Genomic DNA, 25,792 nt, shown 5'->3' with positions numbered 1-25,792 from the left:
TTAATTATGAAAGCAATTTGGAATGGTGCTATTCTAGCCGAAAGCGATAAGACTGTAGTTGTTGAAGGAAATCATTATTTCCCTGCTGACGCTGTTAATAAGGAATACTTTACAGACAGTAGCACTCATACCACTTGTCCTTGGAAAGGGGTTGCTAGTTACTATAGTATTGAAGTTGGTGGACAAGTTAACAAAGATGCCGCTTGGTTCTATCCTAGCACTAAGGAAAAAGCTAAAAATATCGAAGGTTATGTTGCTTTCTGGAAGGGTGTAAAAGTCGAGGCTTAGACTAAGATTAAATTAACCATATAGCCAGGGAATCAATTCCCTGTCTAATAGCTAAAGTCGGTTAAAACCGACTAATTTTTTCTAGCTTTTTGAATTTTGAGAAAGCCAGGGAATCAATTCCCTGTCTAATAGCTAAAGTCGGTTAAAACCGACTAATTTTTTCTAGCTTTTTGAATTTTGAGAAAGCCAGGGAATCAATTCCCTGTCTAATAGCTAAAGTCGGTTAAGACCGACTAATTTTTTCTAGCTTTTTGAATTTTGAGAAAGTTTACAGCACTTTCTCCTGTTATGAATCCGTAGGGGCGGGGTTTCCCCGCCCTTGGTAGGGGTTTCCCCGCCCTTGGTAGGGGTTTCCCCGCCCTTGGTAGGGGTTTCCCCGCCCTTGGTAGGGGTTTCCCGCCCTTGGTAGTATTTATTAAAGCAAAAACCGCTGTATTTATATCTATTTCTAATCTTTGGCGATAACAATATCATTAGATTTAATTACAGCATAGGCTTCTGTCCCTTCAGATAATTCTAATTCTTCAGCCGAAACCCTAGTAATCATGGAAGTTAATTCAACTTTCTGAACGATTTCTAAAGTTATTTCGGTATTTATACTGCCTATAGTGACTCGTTTTACAATTCCTTTTAAAACATTGCGGGAACTAACTTTTAAGGCTTTTTTGGGACTAACAATTTCAAATTCAACATTTTTTGTTTCCGCTTGTTCTGGTGAAGTTGATGATGATATAGACGGTGCTGAATATTGTTTAAGTCCCCGGACTAATTCTCGCAAAATCTCTGTTTTAGTCCGTTGGGAGTTTTGACAAAATTCTTCTAATATCTTCCGTTCTTCTTCGGATGTTTGAAATGTCACCCAACCCTGGTCTTTTCTTGGCATAAAATTACTAATTTATTGAGTAAGTATAATCTTGATTCAATCCTAGCAACAATCAATATAATCAAGGGCGCAGGCCCTGCGCCCCTGGGGGTTTCTGTATATTGCTAATTCATTTTATGCAATGCTAGAAATACCGAAATCTGGGGGTATATCTTGCAGTCTTCCCGGTCCAATAGCTTGTAATCCTTCTTTGAGGATAATATCGCCAGTGTACAAGGCTTTACCGACTATCACACCTGTGACACCTTGGGGTTCTAAGGCTAATAAACTTAATAAATCGGTGACGGAACTTACGCCACCGGAAGCAATTACGGGTATGGAAATTGCTGCTGCGAGTTCTCGTAATGCGTCTAAATTGGGTCCTTGTAGCGTGCCGTCACGGTTAATATCAGTGTAAATAATGGCTGCTGCACCTAATTCTTGCATCTGTACTGCTAGTTGGGTGGCTAATACTGTTGATGTTTCCAACCAACCACGAGTTGCGACTAAGCCGCTACGGGCATCTATGCCAATAATAATTTGTTGGGGAAATTCTTGACAAAGTTCTTGGACTAATTGAGGTTGTTCGACGGCGACAGTGCCGAGAATTGCCCAATTTACACCCAGGTTGAATAATTGTACGACACTGGTGCGATCGCGCAATCCTCCCCCAACTTCAATGGGTATGTCAAGATTATTTCTAATGGCTGCAATGGCGGCTAAGTTGACGATTTTCCCGGCTTTTGCACCGTCTAAGTCAACTAAGTGTAGTCTTGTCGCACCTTGGTCTGCCCACATTTTCGCCACTTCGACGGGGTTTTCGCTGAATACTTGCGATCGCTCGTAGTCTCCTTTATATAGTCGCACACAGCGACCTTCTAGTAAATCAATTGCGGGGATTACTTCCATAATTTGTCAGTTGTCAGTTGTTCGTTGTCCATTAACTATTCCCTACTTCTTACCTCTTCCCTCTGAACTGTCACCTGTCACCTGTTCCCTGTCACCTAATTGCTGTACTGCTTGGCGAAAACCTAAGACTAGTAAGATGTTAGCAAGGGTTAAAAAGACTTCTGCGCTACCATGTAACCAGTCTACATTGGCTAGTTCTTCTCCGTATTGCACTTTGGCGTAAATGCCGGCGGGAATGGTGATGGCGACAAATACCAATGTGCCGTAAAATCCATATAGGGCTAAACGTGGCATTTGTGGACTGCGGCTAATAAACCACAAGAAACCCAGATAGGGAAAGAGAGAGAGGGCAAAGAGGGTTTCTTTTGATATCATTGTTCTGATTTGATGGATTGTGTCTCAATGGGGTTTGCAAACTTGGTGGAACGCCAAATTATGTATGCTGCTACCCAAAGGGTAAAGTTACCAACCAATGTCATGGTAGCTTGTAGGGTGACTAACCATTCTAATGATTCAGAATTGTCGAAATAATGCCAAGTACAAGCACACATTGCGCTAATTAAAGCTGGTAACATGGCAAAGGACAATCCCCACCAACTACGATTTTCTGTAAGTTCACCATAAGTCCAAATTAGCCAAATTGCGGCTATCCACTCAATGACGCTAGAAATATGAATTATCCATGTGGGGATTGAAAGTACGTGCATAATTGTTTGTCAGTTGTCAGTTGTCAGTGGTAGATAACTAGGTTGAAAAAATTGGTAGTCCAAAATCTAAAATCTAAAATTCAAAATGGGGAAAATGCGGGTTTTATTGTCTGGGTATTACGGTAAGGGTAATGGTGGTGATGAAGCTTTGTTAGCCACACTTCTGCAAATGTTACCACTTGATGTTACTCCTGTGGTGCTTTCTGGAAATCCTGAAGAAACTCATCGGCGTTATGGTGTGGAATGTTACAACCGAATGGCGGTTTTACAGGTTATCAAAGCTTTGCGTTCTTGTGATGCTTTTGTTTGGGGTGGTGGCAGTTTAATTCAAGATGCTACCAGCAGCATTAGCCCTTTTTATTATGGCGGATTAATGACTTTAGCTCAAGTTATGGGTTTGAAAACCATTGCCTGGGGACAGGGTATAGGTCCATTGTTGCGTTCCCAAACTCGTTCGTTAGCAAAGGGGAATTTTGCAGGTTGTACTCAAGTGAGTGTGCGCGATCGCTCCAGTTCTCAGTTATTATCAGATTGGAGTATACCGCATATCCTTGCCCCTGACCCAGTTTGGGCGTTAGAATCGAAGCCAGTCCCGGAATTAGTAGATTTACCAAAACCCAGAATTGCAGTTACTTTAAGAAATCATCCTCAATTGACAGAAAATAGGTTAGCAAATTTAACTCAAGCTTTAGTTAATTTGCAAAAAGAAACCCAAGCTTTTATCTTATTATTACCATTTCAAAAAAGTGAAGATCTAGGAATTGCGGAAAAAATTCACACTCAATTACCAGATGTGAGTAGAGTTCTTTGTTCGGAAGATCCACAAATTTTAAAAGGTGTATTTCGCGGCGTGGAAATGTCCATAGGAATGCGTCTCCATAGTTTAATTATGGCAGCTAGTGAAGGTTCTCGTTGTTTTGCATTGAGTTATGATCCCAAGGTCAACCGATTAATGGAAGATTTAGAAATACCTGGTTGGGATTTAAAGGATTTACCAGATGATGTAGATTTAATTAGTAAAACTTGGATTGATTATTATAATAATGGTGCGGCTTTGTCACCTCATAAAATTCAATCTTTAGTAAATGGGGCTTTTTTGCATCGGGATTTGTTAAAGGAAGCGTTAACATGAAATTTATTCTATAATTTAGTTAATGTTGATATTATCCCCAAGGAGATTCATCATGACAGCTATTACCGTCAACTTCAACCCCATTATCCAACTTACCGACAACCAATTTTATCAACTCTGTCGAGAAAATCCTGAAGTTAAATTTGAACGCAATGCAAAAGGAGAAATATTGATCATGTCACCAACCGGAGGAGAAATAGGAAAACGTAATGTAGAAGTTGCAGCGGATTTTGTGTTTTGGAATCGTCAAACTAAATTAGGAGTTTGTTTCGATTCTTCCACCTGTTTTCAACTTCCCAATGGTGCAAATCGTTCTCCTGATGTTGCTTGGATAAAAAAAGATAGATGGGATAAACTTACAGTAGCAGAACAAGCAAAATTCTCACCAATTGCCCCAGATTTTGTTTTAGAATTAATGTCACCTAGTGATAATTTGCAAGAAACACGAGCAAAAATGCAAGAGTATATAAATAACGAAGTTAAATTAGGTTGGTTAATTAATCGGAAAATGCGCCAAGTGGAAATTTATCGTCTTGGTAAACCAGTGAAAATATTAGACTCTCCTCAAGAATTATCAGGTGAAGATATTTTACCAGGGTTTATTTTAAATATGGAAATTGTTTGGGGATAAATATTATTTCTTCGTTTGATTGCTGAAATTCAACAACTACAATATTTGGATATAAATGGCTCTACCGTACTTATTATGCTAAACTAAAATTTTCTGATCAATATCCAAAATTTATTTTACACAGCAAGCTTTATGAGATTTCTTTGTTCAAATTTTGCATATTATGGACTCAAGAGCCATAATCCTAAATTCTAATTCTTGACTCTAATTATGAACCAGCGACTAACTCAAGAACAATTAAACCAAATAATTACTGAAGTCCAAGCATTGCAATTACGTCAAGAAGCAGAACTTGATCAACAACAAGTTAGAGACATTCTACAAGATCTGAATTTAGCACCGGAATTATTAGATGAAGCCTTGATTCAAGTGCGGCGTAAACAAGCTTTAGAAGTCCAACAACACCGCAATAAATTGATTAGCTTGGGAGTAGCTACGACTATAATTATAGGAATAGGACTAACAGTATTTTTTAATCAACAACAAAGTTCTCTACTCGCTAATGTTTCCGCCCAACAGGATAGAATTACCCTAGAATCAAATAATGGGAATTTAAACAATATCTCCCGTTCAGCTAATGCAGAACTTTTCTATCGGGTAACTTTGAAAGATGCACCTGTCGGTAAAAAACTCAATCTTTCTTGTCATTGGATTGACCCCAGTGGTCAAATTGTCAAGCAAAATAATTATCAAACTCGTGAAGTTAAAACTTCTGTTTGGGAGACCTTTTGTCGTTATACTATTAATTCTCCGGCAAATGTGGGCAATTGGCAAGTGGAAATGTTTCTTGATAATCGAAAAATTAGTCAAGAAACTTTTGTGGTGCAATAGTTATGTTTCCTTTTCATTTTATTGGTTATTGGGGTAATCAGAAAAAAGACTTTCTCACGCCAAGGCGCAAAGGCGCGAAGGAGGAAGGAAAGTTATTTTGGGATGTTGTTTATGTTGGTTGTGAGTCTCTACCTGCTTTACCACGAAATATGATTGCGGGTATTTCTGCTGGGGGGGTTTCTGATGTTTTGGATGTTTGGGTAAGTGTAGAATCAAATAAGTTAATTTTGGGAAGGGAAGCTTTTGGACGGGTTTCTTTATTTTGGACTCAGCAAGGTGGGGTGATTTGTTTTGCTTCTCAATTACAATTACTTTTAGAGGTTATGGAAAAACCGGAAGTTAATATTTCTGGTTTATATGGTTATAGTTGTTTTTCCTATGTTCCTAATCCTCTGACTCCGGTAAGTAATGTGTTTTCTGTGGCTGCGGGAACTGAGGTGATTTGGCAGGATGTTGATAATCCTCAAGTTGGTAATATTTATCAATGGTGTGAATCAAAGTCACAAATTGAAGATGAAAATACCGCAGTCTCTCAATTACAGGTTTTACTACAAGATTCTATTCAGAAACAAATTGCTGATTTAAAAGATGAACCTGTGGGGGTTTTTCTGTCTGGAGGTTTGGATTCTTCTCTTGTTGCGGCTTTATTGGTAAAAGCTGGGGTGAAAGTTCGTGCTTACACTTTAGATTTTGGTAAGGTGGGTATTTCTGAATATCCCTATGCTGAAGAAGTAGCAGCATTTTTGAATATTCCTTTAGTGAAAGTTGATGCCAGTCCTGGTAATATTAAAAAGGCTTTAATACCTACCATCAAAGCCTTAGATTTACCTTTTGGTGACGGTGTAACTGTTCCTTTATATCTCCTCAATCAAGTCGCTTCTCAAGAAACGCAAGTGATTTTTAATGGTGAAGGTGGTGATCAATTATTTGCTGGTTGGACTAATAAACCTTTAATTGCTGCGGGTATTTATCAAGGGGAACATCCTAATCAGGAAGAAGGTTTTATTCACCAATATCTGCGGACTTTTCACCGTCTTTGGGGTTATGAATCTAGGGTATATCAGCCGGAAATATATGCTCAGATTCAAGGTTTAAATGCTCAAGAATGGTTGTTAAATGCTCTTGATGCTAATTTTTGTCCTTCGTTGTTACATCGCCTCCGACGTGCCAGTTTGCTGTTAAAAGGAGCGCAAAATATTCATCCGCGGGCGACTGCGTTGGGTTTTGCCCATGGATTGGTTGTGCGATCGCCTTTTTGTGATTTACTTTTAGCAGTATGGACTTTTCAGCTATCTGGAGAACTCTGTCTACACGGTGCTTGTGAGAAGTATATCCTCAAACGCGCGGCAGAAAATTGGCTACCTGCAAAAATTGTTTGGCGACAAAAACGCGGTATGGGTGTTCCCTTAACCTCTTGGTGTTTAAATGATTATTGGCATGATATCGGTAATTGGTTAAATCCTGGTATACTGAGTTCTGAGAACTGCTTTTTTCCTGATATTGCGTCACAAATTGTTACAGGTAAACTAGGGGGACAAATTCAAGGACGAAGAATTGGTGAAAGTCTGTGGTTATTGATCATCTGGCAACTTTGGCGTTATCATGTTTTTGGTTCTAAATTAGGCAAAAAGTCTTTGTATCATCCATTTATTTTACCTCGATGGTTATGGAAAAAGTACCAACAATTCCCAATTTAGAATTAGAACTTGCACAAGAGTTATTGCAAGTTTACGGTTCTCCTTTATATGTTTATAATGGGGATATTTTACGCCAAACTATTGCACATATTACCAAATCTATTAGTTATCCCCATACAAAGTTTCACTTTGCCAGTGTCACAAATGGTAATATTGCTTTATTGAAAATATTTGAAAATGCTGGTTGGGGAATTCATGCTAATACTCCAGGTGATATTTATTTGGGTTTAAATGCAGGCTTTGATCCCAGTAATATTGTTTATAGTGGGAGTAATTTAAATCGGGAGGAAATGGAACAGGTTATTGATTGGGGTGTGGCTACTCTCAATTTGGATAGTATTTCTCAGTTACGTTTGTGTTGTGAGGTTTTTTTATTTCGCGCAAGGACGCAGAGAAGCAAAGACGCAAAGTTAAATATTGGTTTGCGGTTGAATGTTTCCGAGGATAGTCGTATTGGTGTTAGTTCGGCTGATTTTGATGAGGCTGTTTCTATTACTTCTACTGCGGGTTTGCAGGTGACGGGTTTACATTTTTATCGTGGTACGGGAACTAATGCAACAACTGCTTTTACTGATGTTATTGATGCGGTTTTAGCAACTGCACAAAAGTTACCAGATTGGCAATATTTGGATTTTGGTGGTGGTTTTGGTTATCCCTATCATCATCATGGTATAGCTTTTGATTGGGAAAGATTTGGTCATGAGTTAAGTACAAGAATTGCTAATTTAGGCAGAAAAATTAATTTGGTAATTGAGCCGGGACGTGCTGCTATTGCCGGTTGTGCGACTATGTTGGCTAAGGTTGTTTCTGTAAAATGGCAAGGAGAAAAACAAATTATTGGTGTTGATTCTACTATCGCTAATATTTCTGTAATTTCTGTACATGGAGGTTATCGAGAAATTGTCGCTTGCAAAAATCCAAATTATGAAAAGTATTTAACTGATGTTTGTGGAAATACCACATATTCACGGGATTATTTAGGCAAAAGTTGTCAACTTCCTGCTTTAGAAATTGGCGATATTATTAATATTTTAGATGTTGGCGCTTATGGTTATGCTATGTCTTCTCACTTTTTACATCGTCCCAGACCTGCGGAAGTATTATTAGAAAATGGTAGACATCGTTTAATTCGTAAACGGGAAGATTACAGTATTTTACTTAACAACCAAATATTCTAAAAGGAAAGATCCCCGACTTCTATGATTAATTATTAATTTTATGACAAAATCAAAAACGAAGTCGGGGATCTGAAATAACAATTTTTAATCCACTCAAAACTAACAAAACCATGAAATGTATTAAATGCGGAACTGATAATAACTTAAAAGATAGAACAGCAAATCAAGGAAGATGTACTAAATGTAATCATCCTTTTGCTTTTGAACCTACAGCTATGGGAAATCTGAAAATTACAGATCCTCTGTTTGCTAAAATCATTAGTGATATTTCTGCTAAAAATACCTTATTTTTCACAGCCAAACAACTACTTTACTTTTTAGATGGTCGGTTGAGAAATAAATCATTTCAACCATTAGGATTTGGTTGTTCATATCTATTCTTTAATATTTGGTCTACAGTATTTTTCGGTGGTTTCTTGAGTGGAATATTGGGAACTAGTTCGTTTTTAATTGTCAATGCAATTTATCAAATAGGCGTGGTTATTTATTTATTTAATAACACAAATTCCACAAAATTAAATAGGGCTAGTCGCAAAGCAAGTGCGAAATCTTTACAAAGATTAGGCATTTTGATTTTGGTTGTGGGAATCTTAGCAAGTTTATTTATCTTTCAATCATTTACTCTATTTGTTTTTGTCGTCGTTCTAGGAACATCTTCACTATTTTTAGGAACTCAACAATTAGCAAAAGTGGATAAATTAGCACAAGAATTATTAATTTCTCAACCTCAATTACAAGAATGGTTAAACCGCTGGGAACAAATCAATAATATCCCGGAAACAATTCTCCCTTCTCCACAACAAGAAGTTACACCAGCTACAATAAATCCTGATGTTACTGCTTACAGTTTTGATAGATTAGTAGTTTGTGATAGTGCGATTATTGCACAATTATTAATTGCTAATAATTTTCACTTTGAAAATAACTGTGCAATTCTCAGTATTACTGGTTATCCCCAAAGCATTTTCAGTACCACAATGGAAATGCTGCGGCGTAATCCTGATTTAAAAGTTTATGCTATCCATGATTGTAGTCCTAAAGGTGTGAGTTTAATTAATCATCTCCGCAACAGTGAACGTTGGTTTCTGAATAGCAGTGTGACAATTATTGATATTGGACTTTTCCCCAGACAAATTATCGCTACGAAGGGAGGAATGTTTATCCAATCCTCTCCAGATTTAGCAACCGCAGCTAAACAATTATCAGAGGAAATTCGTCAAGGTTTAACTTCTGAAGAATTAGCTTGGTTAGACGCTGGTAAACTTGTTGAATTGGAATCTTTGACACCACAAAGATTAATTCAAGTTCTGCGAAGTGGTATTTCTGGAAGTTCAAATTTAGAAACTGATGATAGTAGTTTAATTTTAATGGGTGATTCAGGCAATAATATCTATATGGTAGAAAATTTTGGGTAAAATATGGATTTACTCTAGGGGGAAAGTAAAATCCCCCAAACCCTCTTCACTATTGCCTCTTACCTTGCCATAACGACGATTTCCAAGGCTAACCTACTTAAATCATGGTTTAGACCTTGATGATTTTAAAATTTTCTCCATCATCCGATTAGCTTGGGAACTATAACCACCACCAAACAAATTAAAATGATTTAAAACATGATACAGATTATATAATGTTTTTCTGGTTTCATATCCTGGATATAAAGGATATATCTCTTCATAACCCTGATAAAAACTTGGCGGAAAACCTCCAAATAATTCTGTCATAGCGATATCAACTTCTCTATCACCAAAATAAGTTGCAGGATCAAATATTACTGGTTCACCTGCAACCGTAAAACCTGCATTTCCTCCCCATAAATCCCCATGTACTAAAGCCGGTTGAACTTGATAATTTGCTAATAATTCAGGAATAGCTGCTAATAGTTTGTCTGCTAATGGAAAACTGCCACCGCGTTTTTTTGCTAACTTAAATTGATAACCTAAACGGTGTTGAATATAAAATTCAATCCAACAGTGAGAAAAATTGTTAATTTGCGGTGTAGAACCGATAGTATTATTAATATCCCAGCCAAAACCTTTATCACTGGTAGTTTTGTGCATTGCTGCTAATTTGCGTCCCATTTCTGGCCAAGATTGATGATTACCAGTGGTCATTTCTAGCCATTCCAAGACAAGATAGCTAGAATTGCCTGTAGTTCCCCAACAGATTGGCCCAGGAACGCGGATAGTTCCTGTGGTAGACATTTGCTTTAACCCAAGCATTTCCGCTGCAAACATTGAGACTTGAGAAGCTTGATTCAGTTTAACAAAATAAGTTAATTGGCGATCGCTAATAGCAAAACCCTGATTAATACACCCACCACTAATGGATAAATGCTGCTGACTGACAAATTTTTCGCCAGTAACTTGGCTAATATGGGTATCAATTTCCGTCCAAATCATAAGTAGTTGTGCAAAATAAATTTTATATTTTGGAGGGGGAACAGGGAACAGGGAACAGATAAGGAATACAGAGATTTTTCTTTGCTCCAAAAATGTTAAATTAATTTTGCTTAGGTACTTAAAAGCTGTAGGGGCGGGGTCTCCCCGCCCTCAATATTCCCCACCCTCAATTATCTAAATTCAGTGATGAAAGTGAATACCTATGAAGATATCATAGACAAATTCCCAAAAGTCCTGCTTCTGCAACAACCCAGAAGTTTGTGGACTACCTTTTTCATCCAATAATGGCTTCATCAAATAATAAGCTGGCTGATAATTGTACCAAGGAATCGAAGGCCAGAGATGATGAATCAGATGATAATTCTGCCCCAAAATTAGGATATTGAGAACCTTACCAGGATAGACGCGGGCGTTTTTCCAGCGATTTCTCTCGACAAAAGGACGGTGAGGTAAATAATCAAAAAATAACCCCAAAGTTATTCCTACCAAAAAAGCGGGAATAAACCAAAAGTTAAGAATATAGCCCAAAAAATGATATTGGACAGAAATATAAACAATAGTAATGATAATTAGGCGACTAATAAACCATTCTAGTAGTTCATAATTACGCCATAACCGTCTTTGAAAGAAAAATACTTCATGGTACAAAAATCTCACCGCAATTAACCACAGCGGACCACCTGTCGAAACATAATGGTCTGGGTCATCCTTGGGGTGATTGACATTACCATGATGCTGTAAATGTACTCGTGTAAATACTGGAAAAGCAAAAGCTAGAATCAAGGCACTACAATGGCCTAACATAGCATTAACAATTCGATGGCGATGGGCAGATTGGTGACAAGCATCATGAATCACCGTTCCTGAACAATGAAGTGCTAGAGTATTGACACCAAAACACAACCAATGCGGCCATTCCCAAAACCAATACCCAAAGTTAGACAAAACCAACATCATCACCACCACTAAAAACATTAATAGTGTGGGATTAAAATCACCAGGAGGTGATAAAAGTTCTTTGGGGGGAATTGTCAGTGGCTTTTGTGCCTCCGACGTGATCATTCTTAACTCCTTTAATCATCAATCTTTACGGATCATACTATTATTCTTAGTGAATAGTAAAGTTATGTAAAGCAAGATTTATCCAGAGTCGTGATTAAGAATATGTAAATAAGGCTATGATTCTTGGCTAAATGAAATATCCCTGGCGATTATAAATCGCGGCTACACAAGCAAAGTCCGCCTACGCGGACTCAGAGAAAATCAAAATTTTTCAACCCACCCAGGTGGGTTTTGTGTGTGTAGTCGTGACTTCCAGTCGCCCGGCGCAAGATGTGAATGATCAGATTAGTGTACGATATCAAAACTATACCATGATTAGCTCCCTAACTGCTTATAACATTGATATAGTAGTGACCGAAAAGAGAGAGTCTGTTTAATTCACAACCATTTGCAAAAAGATGGCGATCAATGGAAAAATGATTTGCTGATACACTCAGTTTTTCATGATCCAAATCTCAGACCTTAAATGGTATGAGAAAAGATGACCATAAATTCCCAGGTAGATCCCCAAAATCTTGAACCCAGCCCATGACGCAATTAAGAGATTCTCAGCGCCGAACTAAAATTGTTGCTACTATCGGACCTGCTACCAGCAGTCCAGAAATGCTGAAGGCGATTATTGAAGCGGGTGCAACAACGCTACGGCTCAACTTTTCCCACGGAACTCATGCTGATCATCAGCGGAGTATTAGATTAATTCGGCAAACCGCCTTTGAACTGAACAGACCGGTAGCAATTCTGCAAGATTTACAAGGTCCAAAAATTCGCTTGGGACGGTTTGAAACTGGTTCGATAATTTTAGCAAAAGGCGATCGCTTCATATTGACAAATCGCCCCATAGAAGGGACACAGGAAATAAGCTGCGTTACCTACGATTACTTAGCCCAAGAAGTCCCCGTCGGTTCAAAAATCCTCCTCGATGATGGCAAAGTCGAAATGGTAGTAGAGGAAATTAACCACGAAAAAGGCGATTTACATTGTCGGGTCACAGTTCCCGGTAAACTTTCCAACAACAAAGGTGTTAACTTTCCGGGAGTATACTTATCCATCAAAGCCATGACCGACAAAGACCGCGAGGATCTGATGTTTGGTCTAGACCAAGGAGTTGATTGGGTAGCCCTTTCTTTCGTCCGCAATCCCCAGGATATTATCGAAATTAAAGAACTAATTTCCAGCACCGGCAAAAATGTCCCTGTAGTTGCCAAAATCGAAAAACACGAAGCCATTGAACAAATGGAAGCAGTGTTGTCTTTGTGTGATGGGGTAATGGTTGCCAGAGGTGATTTAGGTGTAGAACTACCAGCGGAAGACGTACCTGTATTACAAAAACGGCTAATTGCGACAGCCAACCGTTTGGGGATTCCCATTATTACCGCCACCCAAATGCTAGATAGCATGGTCAGCAATCCCCGTCCTACCCGCGCAGAAGTATCCGATGTCGCCAACGCCATTTTAGACGGCACAGATGCAGTAATGCTATCCAATGAAACTGCCGTTGGTAGTTTCCCCGTGGAAGCTGTAGCCACTATGGCCAGAATAGCCGAACGGATTGAACAAGAGGAAACCCTCAACACCAACTCCCGTCTGTCAAGAGATAAAAGGCGTTCTGTTCCCAATGCAATTAGCCAAGCTGTTGGTCAAATTGCGGAGAATTTAGGCGCGGCGGCAATTATGACCTTGACCCAAACCGGGGCTACAGCCCGCAACGTTTCCAAATTCCGCCCGAAAACGCCAATTTTAGCCATTACACCTCATGTTAACGTAGCCCGACAGTTACAGATGGTCTGGGGAGTGAGACCGCTGTTGGTGCTAGAACTACCTTCTACAGGTCAGACATTCCAAGCCGCTATCAATGTCGCCCAGGAAAAAAACCTCCTCACTGAAGGTGATTTGGTGGTCATGACCGCTGGTACACTTCAAGGCGTTTCCGGGTCAACGGACTTGATCAAGGTAGAAATAGTCACTGCTGTACTCGGTCAAGGAATTGGACTGGGACAAGGTTCTGTCAGTAGTCGCGCTAGGGTAGTTCATAATGCTATGGATGCCAGCAACTTTAATCCTGGAGATATTTTAGTAGCATCCCGCACTGGTGTAGATTTTGTGGAAGCAATTCGCAAAGCCGGGGGGATTATTACTGAAGAAGAAAGTCTCACCAGTCACGCCGCAGTTATTGGTTTACGTCTCGGTGTACCAGTGATTGTGGGCGTGAAGGAAGCGACACAGGTAATCAAGGATGGGGCAATTTTAACTTTGGATATCCAGCGGGGTTTAATTTATTCAGGTGCGGTAGGAACTTAACTAAGAATACAGGAGTTCAGGAGTCAGGAGTTCAGGAGTTCAGGAGTCAGGAATCAGGAATCAGGAGAAGAAAGAATAAAGAATAAAGAATAAAGAATAAAGAATAAAGAATAAAGAATAAAGAAGGAATTTTCTCTCTTCTTCCCAATTCCCAATTCCCAATTCCCAATTCCCAATTCCCAATTCCCAATTCCCAATTCCCAATTCCCAATTCCCAATTCCCAATTCCCTCTTAACTGTCACCTGTCACCTGTCACCTATTCAAGTCAATTCAATTTGCGAATCATCACCAATTAAAAAGCGTAATGCTTTAGGACGACGGGGGGCAATACTTAATTGGGCGCGTTGTCCAATGAGGCTATCAATAATTCGTTGTTGAATGCCAGTGATTTTAGCCCCTTCTAAGACAACGCTGTGTTCTAAATCTGTTTCTATCAGTGTTGAATTATCGGCAATACTACTATAAGGACCGATAAAACAGTTTTCTAAATAACAGTTGTTGCCAATGATCACAGGTCCGCGAATTGTACAGTTGATAATTTTAGATTCAACACCAATTTCTACTCTTCCAGTAATCTGAGTTGTAGAGTCAATATCACTCAGAATTGATTTTGTTAAATAGGTATCAAGAATGAGACGGTTAGCTTCTAATAAATCATCTTTTTTACCTGTATCTAACCACCAACCGTCAAGATTACAGGCTAAAACTTCTTTTTCTTGATCTATTAAACATTGAATTGCATCAGTAATTTCTAATTCTCCTCTAGCTGAAGGTTTAATCAGAGAAATCGCCTCATGGATAACTGGTGAAAAGAAATAAACCCCCACTAATGCTAAATTTGAAGGAGGAATTTTTGGCTTTTCAATTAACTGTAATACTCTGCCTTTTTCATCTACCTTTGCTACTCCAAAAGCACTAGGATTTGTGACTTCCCGCAATAGAATTAAAGCATCTGGTTGTTGTTGAGTAAATTTATCTAAAAATGAACTCAAATCCCCTTGTTGAATCAGGTTATCACCCAAATACATGGCAAAGGGTGAATCTTTTAAAAAAGGACGGGCAACCTGGACAGCTTGGGCTAATCCTGCCGGTTTTTCTTGGAGAATATAGGTAATATTAACGCCGAACTTTTCGCCATTTCCGGTTTTACTCTTGACTTCTTCCCCGGTTTCTGGGCTGATAATGATACCAATATCAGTAATCCCGGCTGTAGCCATTTCTTCAATGCCGTACCATAAAATTGGTTTGTTGGCAACCGATACAAGTTGTTTTGCTCCTGTATAAGTTAATGGGCGTAAACGAGTACCTTTTCCACCGGATAAAATTAGGGCTTTCATAGAGATTTTTCTTGTAATTCTTTTAACATTAATCTGAGTCCTTGTCGCCAATGAGGAGAATAAGTTCCCAAGACTTTGGATATTTTCTCACAAGCTAAGACAGAATAAGCAGGACGTTGTGCTGGTGTAGGATATTCGGGAGTGGTAATGGGGATAATATTTTTGATGGTGAGGGGGAAACCGAGTTTTTCTGCTTCTTCAAAGATAGCTATGGCGAAGTCATACCAACTGGCTACACCACTATTTGTATAGTGATAAATTCCCGCAGTTTCTAATGTTAATTGGGGGATGATTTGGGTAATTGCTAAGGCTATATTTCGCGCCCATGTAGGACTACCAATTTGATCGGCAACTACTCTAACTTCTGGTCTTTCAATACCTAGTCGTAACATGGTTTTAACGAAGTTGCTTTTTCCATAAGTTCCATAAACCCAGGCTGTACGGAGAATTATATGTTGAGGGCAAATATTTTGAATTGCTATTTCTCCGGCTAATTTTGTTTGTCCATATACGCTCAATGGATTGGTAATCTTGTTTTCTTGATAGGGATAATTACTGTTACCATCAAATACGTAATCTGTGGAAATGTGAATTAAGAAATTTCCTAATTTTTGAGTTTCTTCAGCAATAACTTGGGGGGCTATAGTATTAATTATGTGAGCAATGTCTGGTTCACTTTCGGCTTTGTCTACTGCGGTGTAAGCAGCGGCATTGATAATTATTTCGGGTTGGGTTTCTCTGATGATTTGGCGTAAGTTTTCCGGTTGAGTTAAGTCTATTTGCGGACGCGCAACTGTTATAACTTTGTAGTTGGATGAAAGGGTATGTTGTAGTTCTGTTCCAACTTGTCCGTTACTACCTATTAATAATATTGATTTATTCATAAACTTCGGCGTTTTTGAAAGTTGGAGCGTTGCTATCTTTAGCTGATAAAATTGGCGGTGTTTTCAGAGGCCAATCTATAGCTAAATCTGGGTCCTTCCAAAGGATAGCGCGATCGCCTGCTGGTGTATAATAATCTGTAGCTTTATACAAAACTTCGGCAGTTTCTGAAAGCACGAGAAACCCGTGAGCAAATCCTGCTGGTATCCACAATTGGCGTTTGTTTTCGGCGCTGAGTTCGTAACCTACCCATTGTCCAAAGGTGGGAGAGTTTTTTCTCATGTCTACTGCGACATCAAAGATTTTACCAACAATGGCGCGAACTAATTTACCTTGAGGTTGGATGATTTGGTAATGTAAGCCTCGTAGCACATTGTATTCAGATTTTGAGTGATTATCCTGGACAAAGTTGGCTGTAATTCCCAGTTTCTCTGTGAATGTTTTTTGATTGTAGGACTCTAAGAAAAAGCCCCGTGAGTCTTGGAAAACTTGGGGCTCGAGGAGAAGGATATCAGGAATAGAGGTGGAGATAATATTCATTGAACTATTAAATCTCGGAAATAACACTCATAACAATATCATTATTTCCTAATCCGAGAACCAAAAGAAACTATATAGCACTTCCGGCATTGGTGAATGAAAGTATGAATTTATCAGGCTTCGCTAACACGCAGAGGCGCACAGGCGCAAAGAGTAAGAGTTTGAGACATGGAATTTTTGATTTTCATGCCTTAATCCAGCAACGCCGCATTTCCTAGTCGGCTGAGGTACAAATTTATCTGCGTTTATCTGCGTCCATCCTCTTTTATCTGCGGTTAATTCTTTTTTCGGTGTAAAGTTACTGTATCTGTCGCTCTGCCATCAAACCGTAATTTACTATTCGGAACACCAAACCTTTGAAAAATCAGCCGATTATAATTTAATTCCGAATCAAAATCAGAAATCCAAATATCTAAATTTCTGTGAGATTGCCAAAACTGGGCGGCAAATTCCATCCGACTACCATCACCACCCAACACAAAAATTGCTTGGGGGACAGGAACTTGGTTAAAGGCGAACTGCTTGCAGCAGCGCCTACGCTATCGCTATTCTAACAGGAATTATAGACATATCAGGATTTGGCAATGCCTCGGATTAAATTTAAACCACAAAATCAAGTAGCCTACGATAAATCACCCTTGCAATTTAAGGTTTTACCTGGAGTCAGGGAAAAAATTAAAACCGTCCCTGATTGGCAGCAACGGTTGAGGGATTTTGTTGATCAACTTATTGAAGACTTGGACAAACAGTAATATATGGATAGTTATGGGTAGAAATTATCAAGCTGTTTCTACCCCCTAATTATTAATTTCGTCCTGCGGCGGTACTAGCTTCTAAAACTGTTCCCCGCAAACACACCCGATCTAAATTTGCTCCATTTAACTTCACTGCATCTAATTCAGCACAGAGTAAATTAGCTCCGGTTAAATTAGCCCCTGCTAAATTTGCTGCTCTTAAATCTGCTTCTTCAAGATTCGCTTCAATTAGTACAGCACCTTGCAAATCTGCACCGCTTAAATCTGCACCTTTGAGATTAGCTCCCGTTAAATTTGCACCTCGTAAATCTGCACCTCGCAAGTCAACACTCTGCAAATTCACCCCCTGCAAATTAGCGCCACTTAAAAAAGCACTGGCTAAACACGCATCGTCGAGGATTGCTCCCATCAAGTTACTACCCCGTAAGTTGCTACCACGTAAGTCCGCACTTGTCAAGTTAGCCTGCATCAAGTTTGCACCCATCAAGTTAGCCCGCAAGTCAGTTGCTTGCAGATTAGCCCCAATTAAATTTGCACCTTCAAAATGACCACCCTCTAATTGAGAACCAGTGAAGTCAGTCCCCACCAGTTTAGCCCCTGTTAAATTTATCTTCCTTAAATCTAGGTGAGATAGATCCTCATCTTCTAAATTTGCACCGGGAAGTTGTTTGTTTTGCCCTAATCTAATGGTTTCTCTATTCATTTGCTGTACACTGAAATATGCTCACTACTTTTGCTATCGGTATCCCAACGGGAGTCAAGTAACCATAAACCGCTGCTGACCTTGGGTGTCATTATCGGTAAATCAAGCCCCTGTTGTAAACCCATCACTAATAAAGTTAATGTATCTACAAGTTTCGGATCAAAGCGGGTAGATTGTTGTTTTCGGCACTGATCTAAAGCTTGAGCAAATATCCCTGGGCCTGCTTTGCCGGAGTATTTATACTGATTGACCTGTAACTGAAATTGTGCTACCAATGACAAAATTCGTGATTCTAAGGGAATATCATCACCAGCTAAACCGGCGGGTTCGCCTGTACCATTCCACCATTCGCTTTGGTGAGTAATAATTTGGGCGATGGCTCGTAGTCGTGGCATGATTCGTAATGCTTGCGCTCCTGGGACGAGGGGACAAGCCAGAGGACAACTGGGAGATTGTTCTTGATAGGCTGTTGTTATATGAGTAGGACTAATCAGGCTTTCGGCTTTTTGCAGTGGGTCTAAGCGATGCAATAAAGCAGCTAGGCGTAATCTTTTAATTTGCCATGCAGGTAAATCCAATAATTGCCCCATTGTTTCGGCGAGAGATGCTACTTCTGAGGCGGCGACAGGGTTACGGCTATCTGCTAGATCAATCAATTGTGCCATCCGCAAAAATGCCTGAATTTCGTTAGATACCAAGTTACGATCTAGAAATTTTTGGTGGGATGCGGTGATCACAGGTAAGTTACCTTGTCCGGTTTTGAGGTAATCAACAACACGAGAGACAACGGTAGCTACTTCTTCCCCCGGACAGATAGCTGGGTGAATTGCTTGTTTATATTGACTCAGTTTGAGCGCTAGTTCAGGATGATAGTCGTGAATGTGAGCGATCGCTAACTCTGCCGTTTCCTCCACCAATTCCGGTTCAAATGTCCATAAACCATAGAATTTACGCTCTAAATCGCAAGTTGGTAATCCATCTTTCCCATAGTCAGCTTCAGATAACTCTTGACAAATTACCATAGCTGTGTAGTCAGGAGCTAAAATAATCAAGTGCCACTCCTGCGCCACAGGATCATCAGCGGCCAGTCCCACTAAATCAATGTTAGGTAATTGACCGGTCGGATGTTCAGCAAAACCAGCATCAGCCGTTGCCATAATGACAATTTCCCGGCTGTGTTGGGCGATATCTGCGTATCTTTGAGCTTCTTCCAGATACCATTTACCCTGTTGGAAAGCAGTAATCACCAAAGGATCATTATCTTTAGTTAAAATATGATCTTCCAACGCATGGCAGAGGGACACTAAGGTATTTTTATAGTACACGCCAAAATGAATAGGTCTAGCACTATGGCGGTGAGATGCTTCTAACTGTTGGAGAATTGAACCTTGTAACATGGAATTAATTGGGGATTTCAGATAATACGGCGGTTAGAAACCGCGTCTACACAGGCGAAACCCACCTGCGTGGGTTCAATATCTTAATTTTTAATTAGTCCGCGCAGGCGGACTTTGTTTGTGTAGCCGTGATTTCTAATCACCTGGGCTAATCGCCAGGAGTTTTAAGATACGCTTGCTAACTGTTTCTCTGGTTTTTCTATCGGTGCAGAAAGGGCATCTTCTAAATCAGCACAACCCAATTTGGCTTCTAAAATATTCATCACTTCCCGTCCGAAGTCATTGGGATTTTGTCGCCAAGCTTGTAAACAAACCTCACCAAAGAAAGAACCTAATGGTTCAGGATTCCAGAGGAGTTTTTTGGCTGTCCAAGGCATTAAACTCATCGGATCATAACCAGGTTTAAGAATACCCTCTTTAAAGGCATATTCTTCTAAATGGGTATGGGGTTGGAGTCCAATGAAGAAAATAGCAGGTTCAACTTTATCCACCCCAAAAATCCGTTCTAGTTCGCGGTGATACGCAATAGTTTGACGAATAGTTTCAGGACGTTCATCAATCACATTAAAGGAGTAGTTAACAGAAACTACATCATTGAAACCGGCGGATTTTAAATCACGACAATTTTGTAAAACAGTCCGCAAGTTATAACCCATTCGCATTTTGCGAACCAGTTCTTGAGAACCGCTGGTAATCCCAATTTCAAAATAATTCATGCCTGTTTTTACCATCAACTCACACAATTGGGGTGTTAAGTTGTCGGCTCTGATGTATGCTGCCCAATGGATATCCGACATTCCCGAATCAACGATTTTCTGGAGAAGTTCTACAGCATCATCAATAAATTTCCGGGCGGGGATAAATTGAGCATCTGTAAACCAAAAGTTGCGAATACCCCGGTTATACAATGCTCGGATTTCCGCTACAACTTCGTCACTAGGGTTAATGCGGACTTGTTTACCTTCCACTACTGTATAAACACAGTAACAGCAATTATGGGGACAACCGCGTTTGGTTTGGACACCAATATAAAAGTCCTGTTCTTGCAGGTAATAATTAAATTCCGGCCAAATGGTTTCGATGTAATCGTAATTACAAACTGTTTTCTCTAAGGGTGTGGGTTGTTCATGAATTAACCGTTGACGTGGTTGATTTTCTCCCACTACATAACAGCGTTCATCCTGAAAATCTTCACCCTTGAGTAGTTTTGTGAGTAGGGTTTCTCCTTCGCCGACGGAAATAATTGTTCCGGGCGGTAAGCTTTTACCCAACTGTTCATAAAATACGCTAACTGCACCACCACCTAAGACTACACGGGCTTGAGATTGATATTTTTGGGCGCGTTTTAAACCCCGTTTAACTAGTCCCAAATTCCGCCATAATTCTACATAATAAGCAATAAAAATTCTCAACCCGCCCAAAGCACCACGCAATTTTATAACCGGGTTTTTTGCGTAGTAAAATTCAAAGGCGTTTTGGAGAGGATTGCCGCCCCGTCCACCCACTGGAGCGTAAATTTGAATATCTCGCCAGGAGAAGACTAGGAGTGTGGGTTGAAACTCATCAATACATCGGTCTAGGGCGGAAGCATAATCTAGGGGGGGGACTGTGCCTAAGTCAAAAATCCGCTGTTCGGCATGGGGAAATAATTTGTGGACGTGATCTGAGAGATAGACAACCCCAATGGGAAAGATGGGGTTACAAGGAAGGCGAACGTAGAGGATTTTAGTTGCGTTCATACGTGGTTTAACTGTAATGCTTGCCGTAGTTGAGAAAAAGACTAGAGGAATTGTGAATTTGCTTCTGACTGGACTAGCATTATTTTTGACATTTCAGTTGTTTTGTGCTATGCAAAAACTTTTGCCGTTAGTGATCAAAGTGAATGTGAAAACTGCACTGCATAAAATTTGCTTGTTATATATAGATGGGATTTATGAACGAAATTTTCATATACATTTACCATAACATCGAGTTTATGAATTTAGCGATGATTTTTCGTGGTAACTCCGAAGATAGATGCAAGAAATAATTCAACTTACCAGGGATGATAAATCTTGGCGTAAAGGGGGGAAATTCTTGGCTGTAAAGGATTTACGGAGATTCTAGCGGATATAACAATGGAGATTCTCCTTTATCGTCTATTTTATTAAGTAAATACAGATTTATTTACAAAAATTTTATAATCTCTATATATCTTTAGATAGAAATAATGCAGAAACTTGCAGTTGGTAGTCGCAGTTACAGTAACCGGGGATCATCGGGTGTTAGCTTTACTGATGTAATGTAAAATTGTGGAGCAAATAAGCTCTTCAGCAGTTATGGCTCAGATATTAGATCCTCTACCACCGGAGCATTCGGGGAAAATTCTCTGCTGCTACGTCAATGCCACGAGTAAAATCCAGGTGGCGCGTATCTCCAATATTCCTAACTGGTACTTTGAAAGGGTTGTCTTTCCTGGACAAAGGCTGGTGTTTGAAGTTCCTCCAGAAGCACAAATGGAAGTTCATACTGGGATGATGGCAAGTGCGATTATATCAGATACAATTCCGTGCGATCGCCTGATCATCCATGAACCTAGCTATGATGAGAGACAAGACAACTTATCTCCAGAGATAAATTCTAGTAGTAGTCATCCGATTAAGTCGGAAATTAATAAAAAAATTGTAGATACGACAAAATCTTTACAACCGGTTAAATTGGCATCTATTGATTAAAAACACAATGTTGCTCAATATTGGGGTTGCTGAATTCAGCAGCCTTTTTTATGTGGGGTTGGCTGATAGCGTGACATTAGCCATACCAGTTTTTTGCAAGGCATAGGAATCAGGATTTATCACTATTACCTGTTGCCTAAGTAGGTGAACACAATAAAACCAAACTGTGTAAAGAAAGGTAAAATCGCTGAAAACTTCTTTACTCTTGCCTTGCTATAACGATAATTTTCAACGTCAACCTACTTAGTGTGTTAATTTTGGTAATCAGTCAGTTATTCAGCAGTCAGGGTTAAAACGCAACCACTGACAACTGACAACCTACAACTAACTAATGAATATTCATTAAGCTGTAGCTTCTACTTCGGCATCTTCTGTGGATTCCAAATCTACTTGCCGCAGTCGAATATGTTTTTTCCCTAAAGTAATGACAAACTCATCACCGGGCTGAAGATTCATCTGTTTTGTGTAAGCTGCACCGATTAATAAATTGCCATTTTGTTGGACACTAATTCTATAGCTGGCACTGCGTCCACCACGTCCATTAGCACTAGGTGAACTATCCAACTGAATACCCTCCGCATCAATTAGGGCATTCAAGAATTTCATCATATTGACGCGCTCTATACCATTTTTGGTAACGGTATAGTAGCCACACTGTTTAGCTTTGTCGTCTTTGCTGATGGCTTCTAGCTCTTTAACTTTTTTGAGCAGTTCTTCGCCAACGAGGGGTTCAATTTTTTTCTGTTTAGGCATCAACTTAGGTCGAAAATGAATTTTTGAAGTTGTCAAGTGGACTCTATTTTAGCTGACATCGAACTAATAGGAACATAATCCTTTAATTTTTGGATCAGCCTAGCCAAGTATATTACACTCGTAGACAAAATTGTTGCACTATTATCAATTTTGTTAAATAATTATATGAAATATAATTACGATGATGCTAATAGCTACTATAGATATAGCAATCCTCAAGAAGATATGAATTTATTGATGTAGGCAGAGCAGGGAGAACAGGAGAAAATAGCCCTGAGATATGTGATAAATTTTTGCAAGCATCAAATGGGAGTCTGATGTAGTATTCTTATTTGATTTGGCAAATTATCAAACCGGGTAGGGATGAGGAAAGAGAGATTGGGAAAATAAAATCAATGATAACTGCTATATGAAACTAACGACAAGAGGACACTATAGTGTGAAAGCATTGCTAGATTTGAGTTTACGTCCAAAATATGGACCTGAATCTGTCAGAGCGATCGCTCAACGTCAAGATATTCCCGCTCCCTACCTAGAAAAACTACTCATCGAAATGCGTCGAGCAGGATTAGTTACATCAATTCGTGGTAGCGATGGTGGATATAAACTAGCCAAAAAACCGGCACTTATATCTATCGGTCAAATTTTAGAAGCAGTTGGTGAAAATATTACTAACTTACCCTTAAATCCCACACCTACTCAAACAGCAGATTGGGTAACATCCAGCCTCTGGAACAGACTCAACCAAAAGCTAAAAGAAGCCTTGTACAATATTACCCTCGCAGACCTTTATTATGATGCCCGTAGTTGGCAAGCATCTCAAGGAGAAGAAACCAATTTTGTAGTTTAGTGAAGGAGTTAGGAGTCAGGATAAAGGGGAAGAAAGAAGGAAGAAGGAAGGGAAAAAGAAAGAAGGAAGAATAAATGACATCTGCTGTTTTGGTTTTCGCTGCCTTGTTAGATTACTTAATAGGAGATCCTTGGGGTTGGCCTCATCCTGTGCGAGTCATGGGATGGGTAATTTCTCGCTTGAGTAAACTCGCCCTCCAATATTGCCAAAATCCTCTTTCTCAACGCCTTGCCGGCATTTTCCTAGGGATAATTGTGATAATTGGTAGTGGTTTGGTGGGTTGGATAATAGTTCAAGCCGCCAAATGGGTACATCCATTTTTAGGAATTGCCGTAGAAAGTATTCTTATAGCTAGTTGTTTTGCTTTCAAAAGTTTACGAAATGCAGCAATGGAAGTTCTGCAACCTTTAAAAAATGGAGAATTAGAATCAGCGCGACAGATTTTAAGTAATTATGTCGGGAGAGATACAGCCAATCTTTCCGCAGCAGAAATTCTCAGAGCAATCTTGGAAACTGTCACAGAAAACGCCACCGATGGCGTAATGGCTCCTCTTTTTTATATTATTATTGGTGCATTCATCCCCGTTATTGGTGCTGTCCCTTTGGCTTTAGCATATAAAGCCAGTAGCACTTTAGATTCAATGGTCGGTTACAAGGAAGCACCTTATACTTATTTTGGTTGGTTTAGTGCGCGGTGGGAAGACGGTTTAACCTGGTTGCCTTGTCGGTTAACAGTGATAACCTTATCATTATTATCCTTGCAACCTGTAAAAGTTTGGCGAATTTGTCGCCGGGATGCCATCAAAGATCCCAGTCCCAATTCTGGTTGGAGTGAATGCGCTTATGCTGCGGTTTTAGGTGTGCAAATGGGAGGCATAAATTGGTATCGTGGAATAGCTAAAGAGAAACCACTTTTAGGAGATCCTATTTATCCCATTACACCAGATTCTATTGATCAAGCTTTGCAACTAACCCGATATGCGTTTTTACTATGGTTAGGATTAGCAATATTGTTAATACCTTAGTTATCTCCTTGTCTCGTTCCCAGTCTCTGACCGGGAATGCTATCACAGAGGCTCTTCTACTATTATTGAAGGCAGAGCCTTCTAGCACCCCAAGGCGGAAGTCAAAAGTCAAAAGCAAGACAGTATAGGCTTTTTAACGATTTAGAATGGTTGGTTTATTTATGCCGTGTTGTACTAGTATTCATTCCCACACAGTGTATGGGAACGAGAAAAGGAGAAATGCAGAGTATGGGAGAGAGATAATGAAAAATCACCAATCACCAATCACCAATCACCAATCACCAATTACCTATGTCTACTAAAGTAGTTGAAATTCTCTCATCAGAAGAACTGCGTCGGACATTAACTCGTATGGCTTCTCAGATTATAGAAAGAACACGAGATTTATCTCAGTTGTTACTTCTGGGTATTCACACTAGAGGAGTACCATTAGCTTATTCATTAGCTCGTCAAATAGAAATTCTCGAAGATGTCGGCGTTTCCGTAGGCTCTTTGGATATTACATTTTATCGTGATGATCTTGATAAAATTGGGTTGAGAACTCCAGAAAAAACTGATATTCCCTTTGATTTGACCGGAAAAACAGTGGTACTTGTAGATGATGTCATTTTTAAAGGCAGAACTATTCGTGCTGCTTTAAATGCCGTCAATGAATATGGCAGACCAGAGGTAATTCGTTTAGCTATATTAGTAGATAGAGGTCATCGAGAGTTACCAATTCATCCAGATTTTGTCGGTAAAAAGTTACCCACAGCGAAGGAAGAAATTGTTAAAGTTTATTTACAGGATAGTGATGGACGAGATGGTGTGGAGTTAATTAGTAATTGAAATTAACCTA

The 25,792-nt window shown here is 39.5% G+C and carries 27 protein-coding genes; 13 read left to right on the top strand and 14 right to left on the bottom strand.

Annotated elements, in window-relative coordinates:
- Window positions 1-3: 3 nt before the first annotated feature.
- Window positions 4-288 (top strand): DUF427 domain-containing protein, encoded by a 285-nt coding sequence (locus IQ226_RS06225; RefSeq protein WP_193893439.1) that lies wholly within the window; start codon window positions 4-6, stop codon window positions 286-288.
- A gap of 448 nt (window positions 289-736) precedes the next feature.
- On the opposite strand, the gene IQ226_RS06220 is transcribed toward IQ226_RS06225, so the two are convergent.
- The 4 genes from IQ226_RS06220 to IQ226_RS06205 all read right to left on the bottom strand — a co-directional run bounded on the left by IQ226_RS06220 (window position 737) and on the right by IQ226_RS06205 (window position 2,766).
- Window positions 737-1,171: a molybdopterin-binding protein gene (locus IQ226_RS06220; protein WP_193893400.1), complete on the bottom strand. Its 435-nt coding sequence runs from the start codon at window positions 1,169-1,171 to the stop codon at window positions 737-739.
- A 114-nt stretch (window positions 1,172-1,285) separates the two neighbouring features.
- Window positions 1,286-2,059 (bottom strand): 1-(5-phosphoribosyl)-5-[(5-phosphoribosylamino)methylideneamino]imidazole-4-carboxamide isomerase, encoded by a 774-nt coding sequence (hisA, locus tag IQ226_RS06215; protein ID WP_193893397.1) that lies wholly within the window; start codon window positions 2,057-2,059, stop codon window positions 1,286-1,288.
- A gap of 42 nt (window positions 2,060-2,101) precedes the next feature.
- A complete protein-coding gene (locus IQ226_RS06210) occupies window positions 2,102-2,434 on the bottom strand; it encodes a DUF3593 domain-containing protein (RefSeq protein ID WP_193893394.1) in 333 nt (110 codons plus the stop codon).
- Window positions 2,431-2,766 (bottom strand): DUF2499 domain-containing protein, encoded by a 336-nt coding sequence (locus IQ226_RS06205; protein WP_193893391.1) that lies wholly within the window; start codon window positions 2,764-2,766, stop codon window positions 2,431-2,433. Before IQ226_RS06205 ends, IQ226_RS06210 begins: the two co-directional genes overlap by 4 nt.
- Before the next feature lie 85 nt (window positions 2,767-2,851).
- Here IQ226_RS06205 and csaB point away from each other — a divergent pair, with 85 nt between their 5' ends.
- The 6 genes from csaB (at window position 2,852) to IQ226_RS06175 (ending at window position 9,650) form a co-directional block, all read left to right on the top strand.
- Window positions 2,852-3,898 (top strand): polysaccharide pyruvyl transferase CsaB, encoded by a 1,047-nt coding sequence (csaB, locus tag IQ226_RS06200; protein WP_193893388.1) that lies wholly within the window; start codon window positions 2,852-2,854, stop codon window positions 3,896-3,898.
- A gap of 52 nt (window positions 3,899-3,950) precedes the next feature.
- The gene (locus IQ226_RS06195; RefSeq protein WP_193893385.1) at window positions 3,951-4,529 is read left to right on the top strand and encodes a Uma2 family endonuclease; all 579 of its coding nucleotides are present in this window, start codon (window positions 3,951-3,953) and stop codon (window positions 4,527-4,529) included.
- A 210-nt stretch (window positions 4,530-4,739) separates the two neighbouring features.
- Complete coding sequence (locus tag IQ226_RS06190; protein ID WP_193893382.1) at window positions 4,740-5,360, top strand: DUF3859 domain-containing protein; 621 nt, start codon at window positions 4,740-4,742, stop codon at window positions 5,358-5,360.
- 2 nt (window positions 5,361-5,362) lie between these two features.
- Window positions 5,363-7,057, top strand: a complete 1,695-nt coding sequence (locus IQ226_RS06185) for an asparagine synthetase B (RefSeq protein WP_193893379.1) — start codon at window positions 5,363-5,365, stop codon at window positions 7,055-7,057.
- On the top strand, window positions 7,021-8,235 hold the full coding sequence (locus IQ226_RS06180; protein WP_193893376.1) for a decarboxylase: 1,215 nt from the start codon (window positions 7,021-7,023) through the stop codon (window positions 8,233-8,235). The genes IQ226_RS06185 and IQ226_RS06180 overlap by 37 nt, the downstream gene beginning before the upstream one ends.
- A gap of 110 nt (window positions 8,236-8,345) precedes the next feature.
- Window positions 8,346-9,650: a hypothetical protein gene (locus tag IQ226_RS06175; protein ID WP_193893373.1), complete on the top strand. Its 1,305-nt coding sequence runs from the start codon at window positions 8,346-8,348 to the stop codon at window positions 9,648-9,650.
- 102 nt (window positions 9,651-9,752) lie between these two features.
- Here IQ226_RS06175 and IQ226_RS06170 read toward each other — a convergent pair whose 3' ends face one another.
- A complete protein-coding gene (locus tag IQ226_RS06170; protein ID WP_193893371.1) occupies window positions 9,753-10,637 on the bottom strand; it encodes a fructosamine kinase family protein in 885 nt (294 codons plus the stop codon).
- Window positions 10,638-10,817: 180 nt separating this feature from the next.
- Window positions 10,818-11,699 carry a beta-carotene hydroxylase gene (gene crtR / locus IQ226_RS06165; RefSeq protein WP_193893368.1) on the bottom strand — a complete coding sequence of 294 codons (882 nt, stop codon included), beginning with the start codon at window positions 11,697-11,699 and terminating at the stop codon, window positions 10,818-10,820.
- Window positions 11,700-12,227: 528 nt separating this feature from the next.
- On the opposite strand from crtR, the gene pyk reads away from it, so the two are divergent.
- Window positions 12,228-13,997 (top strand): pyruvate kinase, encoded by a 1,770-nt coding sequence (pyk, locus tag IQ226_RS06160; RefSeq protein ID WP_193893366.1) that lies wholly within the window; start codon window positions 12,228-12,230, stop codon window positions 13,995-13,997.
- 261 nt (window positions 13,998-14,258) lie between these two features.
- Here pyk and IQ226_RS06155 read toward each other — a convergent pair whose 3' ends face one another.
- The 4 genes from IQ226_RS06155 to IQ226_RS06140 form a co-directional block, all read right to left on the bottom strand.
- A complete protein-coding gene (locus IQ226_RS06155; protein ID WP_193893363.1) occupies window positions 14,259-15,335 on the bottom strand; it encodes a glucose-1-phosphate thymidylyltransferase in 1,077 nt (358 codons plus the stop codon).
- The gene (rfbD, locus tag IQ226_RS06150) at window positions 15,332-16,219 is read right to left on the bottom strand and encodes a dTDP-4-dehydrorhamnose reductase (protein ID WP_193893361.1); all 888 of its coding nucleotides are present in this window, start codon (window positions 16,217-16,219) and stop codon (window positions 15,332-15,334) included. The genes IQ226_RS06155 and rfbD overlap by 4 nt, the downstream gene beginning before the upstream one ends.
- Window positions 16,212-16,757, bottom strand: a complete 546-nt coding sequence (gene rfbC / locus IQ226_RS06145) for a dTDP-4-dehydrorhamnose 3,5-epimerase (RefSeq protein WP_193893359.1) — start codon at window positions 16,755-16,757, stop codon at window positions 16,212-16,214. Before rfbC ends, rfbD begins: the two co-directional genes overlap by 8 nt.
- Window positions 16,758-17,032: 275 nt before the next feature.
- Window positions 17,033-17,236: a hypothetical protein gene (locus IQ226_RS06140; RefSeq protein ID WP_228039277.1), complete on the bottom strand. Its 204-nt coding sequence runs from the start codon at window positions 17,234-17,236 to the stop codon at window positions 17,033-17,035.
- 105 nt (window positions 17,237-17,341) lie between these two features.
- On the opposite strand from IQ226_RS06140, the gene IQ226_RS06135 reads away from it, so the two are divergent.
- Window positions 17,342-17,509, top strand: a complete 168-nt coding sequence (locus IQ226_RS06135; protein WP_168634134.1) for a hypothetical protein — start codon at window positions 17,342-17,344, stop codon at window positions 17,507-17,509.
- A 52-nt stretch (window positions 17,510-17,561) separates the two neighbouring features.
- On the opposite strand, the gene IQ226_RS06130 is transcribed toward IQ226_RS06135, so the two are convergent.
- The 3 genes from IQ226_RS06130 to IQ226_RS06120 all read right to left on the bottom strand — a co-directional run bounded on the left by IQ226_RS06130 (window position 17,562) and on the right by IQ226_RS06120 (window position 21,351).
- Window positions 17,562-18,215, bottom strand: coding sequence for a pentapeptide repeat-containing protein (locus tag IQ226_RS06130; RefSeq protein ID WP_193893357.1), 654 nt, complete (start codon window positions 18,213-18,215; stop codon window positions 17,562-17,564).
- The gene (locus IQ226_RS06125; protein WP_193893355.1) at window positions 18,212-19,612 is read right to left on the bottom strand and encodes a DICT sensory domain-containing protein; all 1,401 of its coding nucleotides are present in this window, start codon (window positions 19,610-19,612) and stop codon (window positions 18,212-18,214) included. Before IQ226_RS06125 ends, IQ226_RS06130 begins: the two co-directional genes overlap by 4 nt.
- A 164-nt stretch (window positions 19,613-19,776) precedes the next feature.
- Window positions 19,777-21,351: a photosystem II high light acclimation radical SAM protein gene (locus IQ226_RS06120; protein WP_193893352.1), complete on the bottom strand. Its 1,575-nt coding sequence runs from the start codon at window positions 21,349-21,351 to the stop codon at window positions 19,777-19,779.
- A gap of 579 nt (window positions 21,352-21,930) precedes the next feature.
- On the opposite strand from IQ226_RS06120, the gene IQ226_RS06115 reads away from it, so the two are divergent.
- Entirely contained in the window at window positions 21,931-22,326 is a 396-nt protein-coding gene (locus tag IQ226_RS06115; RefSeq protein WP_193893348.1) for a DUF1830 domain-containing protein, read from the top strand.
- 342 nt (window positions 22,327-22,668) lie between these two features.
- Here IQ226_RS06115 and IQ226_RS06110 read toward each other — a convergent pair whose 3' ends face one another.
- A complete protein-coding gene (locus tag IQ226_RS06110) occupies window positions 22,669-23,079 on the bottom strand; it encodes an AbrB family transcriptional regulator (RefSeq protein WP_096666021.1) in 411 nt (136 codons plus the stop codon).
- A gap of 409 nt (window positions 23,080-23,488) precedes the next feature.
- Here IQ226_RS06110 and IQ226_RS06105 point away from each other — a divergent pair, with 409 nt between their 5' ends.
- From IQ226_RS06105 to pyrR, 3 genes are all read left to right on the top strand, one after another.
- Window positions 23,489-23,929: an RrF2 family transcriptional regulator gene (locus IQ226_RS06105; RefSeq protein WP_193893345.1), complete on the top strand. Its 441-nt coding sequence runs from the start codon at window positions 23,489-23,491 to the stop codon at window positions 23,927-23,929.
- 74 nt (window positions 23,930-24,003) lie between these two features.
- Window positions 24,004-24,954 (top strand): adenosylcobinamide-phosphate synthase CbiB, encoded by a 951-nt coding sequence (gene cbiB / locus IQ226_RS06100; RefSeq protein WP_193893342.1) that lies wholly within the window; start codon window positions 24,004-24,006, stop codon window positions 24,952-24,954.
- 291 nt (window positions 24,955-25,245) lie between these two features.
- Complete coding sequence (pyrR, locus tag IQ226_RS06095; RefSeq protein WP_193893340.1) at window positions 25,246-25,782, top strand: bifunctional pyr operon transcriptional regulator/uracil phosphoribosyltransferase PyrR; 537 nt, start codon at window positions 25,246-25,248, stop codon at window positions 25,780-25,782.
- The last annotated feature ends 10 nt before the right edge of the window (window positions 25,783-25,792 follow it).

Origin of the sequence: Dolichospermum sp. LEGE 00240, from assembly GCF_015207875.1 — a bacterium.
GTDB lineage: Bacteria > Cyanobacteriota > Cyanobacteriia > Cyanobacteriales > Nostocaceae > Dolichospermum > Dolichospermum gracile.
The sequence above is the reverse complement of the archived record's forward strand: the minus strand, read 5'-3'. Positions and strand labels throughout refer to the sequence as shown.

Bases quoted from the DNA above. Each gene is read 5' to 3' on its own strand.
- IQ226_RS06155 (WP_193893363.1), bottom strand. From the start codon at position 15,335: ATGAAAGCCCTAATTTTATCCGGTGGAAAAGGTACTCGTTTACGCCCA.
- IQ226_RS06125 (WP_193893355.1), bottom strand. From the start codon at position 19,612: ATGTTACAAGGTTCAATTCTCCAACAGTTAGAAGCATCTCACCGCCAT.
- cbiB (WP_193893342.1), top strand. From the start codon at position 24,004: ATGACATCTGCTGTTTTGGTTTTCGCTGCCTTGTTAGATTACTTAATA.
- hisA (WP_193893397.1), bottom strand. From the start codon at position 2,059: ATGGAAGTAATCCCCGCAATTGATTTACTAGAAGGTCGCTGTGTGCGA.
- pyk (WP_193893366.1), top strand. From the start codon at position 12,228: ATGACGCAATTAAGAGATTCTCAGCGCCGAACTAAAATTGTTGCTACT.
- IQ226_RS06220 (WP_193893400.1), bottom strand. From the start codon at position 1,171: ATGCCAAGAAAAGACCAGGGTTGGGTGACATTTCAAACATCCGAAGAA.
- rfbC (WP_193893359.1), bottom strand. From the start codon at position 16,757: ATGAATATTATCTCCACCTCTATTCCTGATATCCTTCTCCTCGAGCCC.
- IQ226_RS06175 (WP_193893373.1), top strand. From the start codon at position 8,346: ATGAAATGTATTAAATGCGGAACTGATAATAACTTAAAAGATAGAACA.
- csaB (WP_193893388.1), top strand. From the start codon at position 2,852: ATGGGGAAAATGCGGGTTTTATTGTCTGGGTATTACGGTAAGGGTAAT.
- IQ226_RS06180 (WP_193893376.1), top strand. From the start codon at position 7,021: ATGGTTATGGAAAAAGTACCAACAATTCCCAATTTAGAATTAGAACTT.
- IQ226_RS06130 (WP_193893357.1), bottom strand. From the start codon at position 18,215: ATGAATAGAGAAACCATTAGATTAGGGCAAAACAAACAACTTCCCGGT.
- rfbD (WP_193893361.1), bottom strand. From the start codon at position 16,219: ATGAATAAATCAATATTATTAATAGGTAGTAACGGACAAGTTGGAACA.
- IQ226_RS06105 (WP_193893345.1), top strand. From the start codon at position 23,489: ATGAAACTAACGACAAGAGGACACTATAGTGTGAAAGCATTGCTAGAT.
- IQ226_RS06115 (WP_193893348.1), top strand. From the start codon at position 21,931: ATGGCTCAGATATTAGATCCTCTACCACCGGAGCATTCGGGGAAAATT.
- pyrR (WP_193893340.1), top strand. From the start codon at position 25,246: ATGTCTACTAAAGTAGTTGAAATTCTCTCATCAGAAGAACTGCGTCGG.
- crtR (WP_193893368.1), bottom strand. From the start codon at position 11,699: ATGATCACGTCGGAGGCACAAAAGCCACTGACAATTCCCCCCAAAGAA.
- IQ226_RS06185 (WP_193893379.1), top strand. From the start codon at position 5,363: ATGTTTCCTTTTCATTTTATTGGTTATTGGGGTAATCAGAAAAAAGAC.
- IQ226_RS06210 (WP_193893394.1), bottom strand. From the start codon at position 2,434: ATGATATCAAAAGAAACCCTCTTTGCCCTCTCTCTCTTTCCCTATCTG.
- IQ226_RS06110 (WP_096666021.1), bottom strand. From the start codon at position 23,079: ATGCCTAAACAGAAAAAAATTGAACCCCTCGTTGGCGAAGAACTGCTC.
- IQ226_RS06170 (WP_193893371.1), bottom strand. From the start codon at position 10,637: ATGATTTGGACGGAAATTGATACCCATATTAGCCAAGTTACTGGCGAA.
- IQ226_RS06120 (WP_193893352.1), bottom strand. From the start codon at position 21,351: ATGAACGCAACTAAAATCCTCTACGTTCGCCTTCCTTGTAACCCCATC.
- IQ226_RS06135 (WP_168634134.1), top strand. From the start codon at position 17,342: ATGCCTCGGATTAAATTTAAACCACAAAATCAAGTAGCCTACGATAAA.
- IQ226_RS06195 (WP_193893385.1), top strand. From the start codon at position 3,951: ATGACAGCTATTACCGTCAACTTCAACCCCATTATCCAACTTACCGAC.
- IQ226_RS06190 (WP_193893382.1), top strand. From the start codon at position 4,740: ATGAACCAGCGACTAACTCAAGAACAATTAAACCAAATAATTACTGAA.
- IQ226_RS06205 (WP_193893391.1), bottom strand. From the start codon at position 2,766: ATGCACGTACTTTCAATCCCCACATGGATAATTCATATTTCTAGCGTC.